Annotated in this window: 1 pseudogene; it reads left to right on the forward strand. The window is 36.7% G+C overall.

From position 1 onward, the window contains the following. Window positions 1–841 (forward strand): annotated as a pseudogene (locus tag WA340_RS15280) (hypothetical protein); the annotation flags it as partial.

Here is an 841-nt window from a genome sequence, read left to right on the forward strand (position 1 = left end):
CGATGCATTAACAGGAAGTAATGCAATAGCAGACGCAACAATGCACACAAACGAAGATCCAGATAATCCAGGAACAGCTATCAACCCTCAAACAATCTATGTAAGAGTGACAAACGGAGATGACGAAACAGGATTAAACGGAACAGGCTGCTTTACAATAGTAGATTTTGATATAACAGTAAACGCATTACCAGTAGTAAGTCCAATCGAAGATTATATTATTTGTGAATTAAACACAGATGAAGTAGCAGGCTTTGACTTAGAAAGTAAAACAACCGAGATACTAAACGGTCAAGATGCAACAGTGTTTACAGTAACCTATCATGATACACAAGCCGATGCCGATGCAGGAGTAAATGCTTTAGTAAGTCCGTATAACAATACAAGTAATCCTCAAGTTATTTATGTAAATATTACTGATACAACAACAGGATGTGATATCACTACAATGTTTAATATAGAGGTAAATGAGGCAGCGCAAGCAAATCAAGCAATGCCAACGTATTATGAATGTGATGATAATATAGAATTTGATGGTAACCCAGCAAATGACAGTGTACAGTTTGATTTATCAAGTCAAGATGGCGCAGTGTTAATGGGTCAAGATCCAGCAAACTATATAACAAGTTACTATGAGACTTTAGCAGATGCCGAAGCAGCTACAAACCCATTACTGTTGCTGTATGAAAACATCTCAAACCCACAAGTAATCTATGTACGCGTAGATAATGATACTATGGTAGATGATGGAACCGGAACAATGGTAGATAGTTCGGTATGTTACGAAATAGCAACAATTACATTAGAAGTAAATCCACTGCCAGTAGTAGATTTAGAAGAT

It is taken from the genome of Mesoflavibacter sp. CH_XMU1422-2, assembly GCF_037029245.1.
GTDB classification, from domain to species: Bacteria; Bacteroidota; Bacteroidia; order Flavobacteriales; family Flavobacteriaceae; genus Mesoflavibacter; species Mesoflavibacter zeaxanthinifaciens.